General features: G+C 54.9%; 5 protein-coding genes. All 5 read right to left on the reverse strand.

Annotation, left to right across the window (positions count from 1 at the left end):
• Nucleotides 1-2,631 (reverse strand): hypothetical protein (locus AC1D1Z_RS33945; RefSeq protein WP_477700422.1); only part of this gene is annotated, 2,631 nt, incomplete at its 3' end.
• A gap of 449 nt (nucleotides 2,632-3,080) precedes the next feature.
• Nucleotides 3,081-3,287 carry a DNA-binding protein gene (locus AC1D1Z_RS33950; RefSeq protein WP_477700423.1) on the reverse strand — a complete coding sequence of 69 codons (207 nt, stop codon included), beginning with the start codon at nucleotides 3,285-3,287 and terminating at the stop codon, nucleotides 3,081-3,083.
• Between the two features lie 273 nt (nucleotides 3,288-3,560).
• Nucleotides 3,561-3,800, reverse strand: a complete 240-nt coding sequence (locus AC1D1Z_RS33955; protein WP_477700424.1) for a BPSL0761 family protein — start codon at nucleotides 3,798-3,800, stop codon at nucleotides 3,561-3,563.
• Between the two features lie 28 nt (nucleotides 3,801-3,828).
• Nucleotides 3,829-4,737, reverse strand: a complete 909-nt coding sequence (locus AC1D1Z_RS33960; RefSeq protein WP_477853200.1) for a metallophosphoesterase family protein — start codon at nucleotides 4,735-4,737, stop codon at nucleotides 3,829-3,831.
• Nucleotides 4,737-4,998: hypothetical protein (locus AC1D1Z_RS33965; RefSeq protein ID WP_477853202.1), on the reverse strand; the 262-nt coding region annotated here is incomplete at its 5' end. The genes AC1D1Z_RS33960 and AC1D1Z_RS33965, both read right to left, overlap by 1 nt.

Consider the following 4,998-nt stretch of genomic DNA (forward strand, 5'->3'; position numbering starts at 1 on the left):
GCCATGGCGTGGCCTTTTGGAGATGGGAGCCGCTTGAATGGGCGAAGGAGGGAGCGCTGGAGTGCTGGGTTGTAGAGGATGATCTTCTGGATGCTTGATGTCGGGACCCTCAGCCGCATTTCCAACGCGATCTTCGTCGAGGCGTTTGTAAAAGCTTCCCAGACGTGCTTGGTACGCCCTGATGTCGTCCTTATTCGTGCTGTCTCGATTGAGAAAGATTCTTTCCGACAGATAGTATTTGAGGTCGGATGAGGGCAGGCGTTTTCTCTGTGAGTCAAGCAAATCGCATCGTGTCCATTGCGAACCCACACGGGCCTGGATATAGGTGGGGTCTTCAGGGTCGTAAAGTGGTAAATCTCTCATGGTCCTCCCGTTTCCGTCACCGACGAGCATTGGCGAGAAGTAGTTGTGACCATTAAGGCGGATTCCGTCGCGCTGCCGTACTAAACCACCGTGCTTATGCGGCGTTGCAAGTGTTTGAAACACAAGAAGGTCATCAAAATTGACTGGCACTCCCCATGACGTACCCTGCATAATGGCGGCTGACCGTCGCTTGCTGTCTGGAGATTCTCCCAGCCCGGAGTGTGGCCGCCCAGGGTACAAATCGAATAGAAGCTCCTCAAGCTTGGGCGCACTCGAGTTCATCGTCAGATAGGCAAGATTTCTGGGGTCGTGCGTTGCTGAACTCATCCGAGGCGTCTTGAATGCTTTGTTGCTGCCATACACGACCTGCGAGAAATGCATTGAAATGTCGAGATTCAAGCGCTCGACCGGATTGCCGAAGCGCGGATCACCGGCCGGTCGGTAGCCATGGCCACATCTGCGACTGGCCAGAAACTGTTTGACTCGCGTGCTGGAGAAATCTTTACCGCTATCGGTAATCGTGTAAAGAGGAAGCTTGCCATGACGTCTTACCATGTCTCGCAGTACCATTAAAACGGCAGCTGTGCTGGGAGCCAACATGGACAACCACCAACCCAGCACTAGTCGGGTGAATGCATCAATGGCGAGGCTCAGCCAGGGTTTTCCCAGTAGTACAGCGGAGTTTTCCCGCCGAGAGAAAAAATCTACCTGGGTATGGTCAACGTGTACCAGGTTGAACGGACTATCACCTTCGGGCGGCCCTTGGAGCGTCGATGCTGGATTGCTATGGCGAGGTGCCTTATGTGGGTAGGCAGCCCGCTTTCCTTCGCGCGTCAAGACTTCTTGATACTTATCGTTCTTGCCCCACAGCTTCATGAAKGAATTCTCTGACCGCGGAATGATTGCGGCATCGCTGCAGGACGCGACGTAGATCGCGTAGCCGGCGGCAGGCGGACGTGCCAGGTCGACCATCAGCCATTCGAATGCCTTCTGAACAAGAGCCTGCTCTTCCTCACTGGTGCGTGAGGTCGAATTTCCCTTCAGATCGTCCCGATCGATAAGACCGAGAAATCCATTTCCATACTTCTGCTCTGCCGCGCGAAATTTTGCGACCCAGTCGTATAGCGTTCGCCTTGCGACAACATTTCCAATGACATCCTCTCCCTTCCAATGACGCTCTAGAATTCCCAGCTTACGCAGCGCCTCCGTTTGGGCATCCGGTGTCGACAACTTGAGGATGTCCAAGCCCGCTTGTGTCAGCAGAGGTGCCGGAACGTTCGCCGTAATTGCATGAGTAGAAAGCAATCCCTCGAAGTCGGATTTGGAAATGGTGATCAGCGGACTAGTTCCTGTTTTTAGATAGACATTGGTCTTGCTACGATTTAGCAGCTGGAAAAGGCTGTCGTCCCAGCGCAAAAAAGCATGGTCCGGGATCGAATCCGCATCAAGTGACGGTGACAGCAATGGTTGGCTGCAGCGTCGGACAGCGCCGAAGGTTTCTTTTGAAAGCTTGTCGACATAAACATAAGTAGAGTCCGGATGCGCAAGAGGCTCGGTAATGAGATCAAGAAACCAATGACATGAAAAATGCCCCCAGTAGACTCGATCGGGATCGCCGAGAATATCTATGGCTTCTGAAAGGAGGATCCTTTTTTTTTCTATAAGCGTTCGCTTTAGATCATCGATTGATACTGCCGGGGCGCTTAATTGGCGCAGCATTCGTGGCCGAAGAAATTCAAGGTTCCTTACCAGCACATGCGGAATGTCACAATCCGAGAGAAGCTGGTAGTCAAGACCCAAGCTTCGACATGCCTCACGCGCCGGTGGTTGATCCCACTTCCAGTCGCCGATCTGTACAAAGCGTGTTGGTTGCTCGAATGTTAGTTTCCGCAATTCTTCGGAAGTCTTGAAGTCAACGAATCCGCAGAAATGTTTCCCTAGAAGCAGGTAATCCACTATCGTCCGAAGGCCGGTCCTCCGCCCAGACGCGAGCGCATAAGCAATTTTGAGTCGGTATGATTGATCCCAGAATTCGAAAACATCGGGATCAAACTCCCAGAGTACCGCCAATGCTCGCTCGCCAGACCATGATTCCCATTGAATGGTTTGTAGCATCTTGGAGTCGGCATGAGTGCCGGCCATATTGCCGCCTCTATTGCTTACGTTTCTAAGCGGGTCGCTGCTCCGCACTTGGAGGATGATCTCGCACGCTACTGGTGAAAGATTCATGGCGGCAAAATAGCGCTGCAGAGCTAGATCATCCAGCATGGCAGACCCGCGTCGATTGGTGCCAGTGCAGATGATCCACGCCATAACCTTCGCGAATCAAACACACCGGTTTGGCAAAGGTCATCTTGCCTGTTTGAGGCGATTTAGTATGGTGGCGGGTGCACAAGTCCCAAGGTAAGTATCCTTCCAACGCGCGTACCTCTGACGCGCGGGACGCTGGGTCATGGCGCGGTAACTGGTCGCGTTTCATGAGCAAAGCCTTTCCCTGCCAAGCGCCTTGCGCTTGGTCTGACAAAGTTTGACAAACGGGAGATTGACCGACCTGAAATGATCAGCTAGAGTTGATTTTCTAGAGCAACTATTTGGTCAATGTTGGATTCAAGGGGCGGACCGGCAAGTCCGCATCCCTTTGTCCTATGGCCGAAGCCATACGCAGAGGTGCCGTCTACTTGCGTAGTCGGCGTCGCACACATCCTGTTGGTTTCGTTCTATTTCATGCCCAGCTCCCGAGCGATGTTGTGGCTTTGGCCTCGCAAGCATTTGCGTCGGCCGGTCAAGATTTGGTAGACCAATGTAGGGTTGAAGCCGCGCGCTTCGGCCCAACTCTTCATCGAAATCCCATTGACCAGGAACACTTCCCGCTTGATCTCCGCAGGGATACGTTCGAGGTTTCTTGGTGATGAAGGTGCAGACATTTCCGGAGTGTATTCATTGACTTGATTTCTCGCAAGTCATTGATTTAAAAGGAAATTTGCGGAATACCTATTGCGCGAACTGAATTGARATGCGCTTTGTATTTCGTCTCCCTGGCACGGGTACCCGCCACTAGACGACAGGCTTGTTGGGGCAAGCGCTTCTGGCTCAGGCAATGCCCTTGCTCCCCTTGTCAATATCGCCGGCAAGAATGATCACGTCCGCCTGGCGCACGGCGGCCGCGTCAGGGTAGAAGCCGAGAGCTCCAGTGCAGATCAGATAGGACGTGCAGTTTCATCTTTCGCCTCCTCCGGGCCAAGCCAGGGGAAATCTTGATGACTCTGCAGTTTTGCCTCACTGGCAATCTCGAATGCTCTCGGGTAGTGGCGCAGAATCACTGGAATTTGCCGTTTCATATGGTCTGGTAATGCTGCCGCAGCACTACTTCCCTGAAGCTCAAACAGGAATTCGCCGGCCCAGCGCAGCGCCCGTGTTCTTTCGTCTGGTGTGGTCATGCCGCGATCCCTCCGTGTTGTTTCATCTTCATGATCTGCACTCGGGCAGTGGAAAGCTCCGTGGATCTGGCCCATCCCCTGGATCGTCGAGGTCGATCACCAGCGATGGGTTAAACAACATGTTCTCGAACTCGTCTTTGAGCCAACCTACCGGGTAGCCGCGCGGATTGCAGATCACCCGAACAGCGCGCTTCGAGTCTCCGATCCGATAGTTGCAGCTGTCATGGGTATGTCCGTGAATCCAGAGTCTGGCCCCCAGAAGCACCTCGTTCGGAAGGTTCGACCCAAAGATCGCTGTGAGTGGCGCGTTCGACCACTGTGGCGCGCAACTGTTTCGATGCGGGAAGTGATGCGTGATCACCACTGTCCGATCTGGATCACCCTTTGGCAACTCGGCTTGCAACCAGGCCATGCTCGCCTGATGACGCGCCAGCGTGTGAACGGCCGTCAGTTTTCGGCTCCAGCGCACGGCGCCCTTTTTACCGTCGGCTGTCCCGAGGATTGCAGAGACCCGTTCCGGCTGGATCGTCTGCGCCTTGATGAGCCTGAAGTCATTGAGCTTTTCTTCGGCCTCGAGCATACAGGCCTGCCGCTTGTTGCGCCCGAAGTAGTCGAAGTCGGTCCACAGCGAGGCCCCCAGGAAGCGGATCCCGTTGATCGTCACCGCCTGGCTCTCCAGGAAATGGATGCCGAGCGTGTGGGCCTTGTGGCGCAAGTCATCCAGCAGTTGGTTCCAGTGGTGATGGTAGAACTCGTGATTGCCGGCCACGTAGACGATCTCGTGGTTTGGAAATGCCTCCCGTGCCCATGTCAGGCCCCGGGTGCCCTGGTCGATATCGCCGGCCAGCACGATCACATCCGCCGCAGCTGCCGCCTCCGGGTGCGCCTGATGCGGCACGAACTCGTTGTGCAGGTCAGACAGGATATGCAACTTCATCATGGTTCTCCCGAAACCGTATTGGCCTGTGCCACCATCCTGGCCAGATGGGCCCTGAACTCCGTCTCGTTATCCGGCATAAAGCCATCGTCGCAATCCACGATCATCAGGTGCGGGTTGTTCGAGCGGAACAGCCCGGCCCGGTCATCCAGCATCACGTAGGGCGTGGCCGGTGGGCGGTGTGTCCTGAGCCAATCCAGACATTCCCACTCTCGCAGGTATCCGGCAAGACCCACGGGCGCTTGACTGGCAGGGGTCTGC

Source organism: Rhizobium sp. P1_E1, assembly GCF_056406015.1.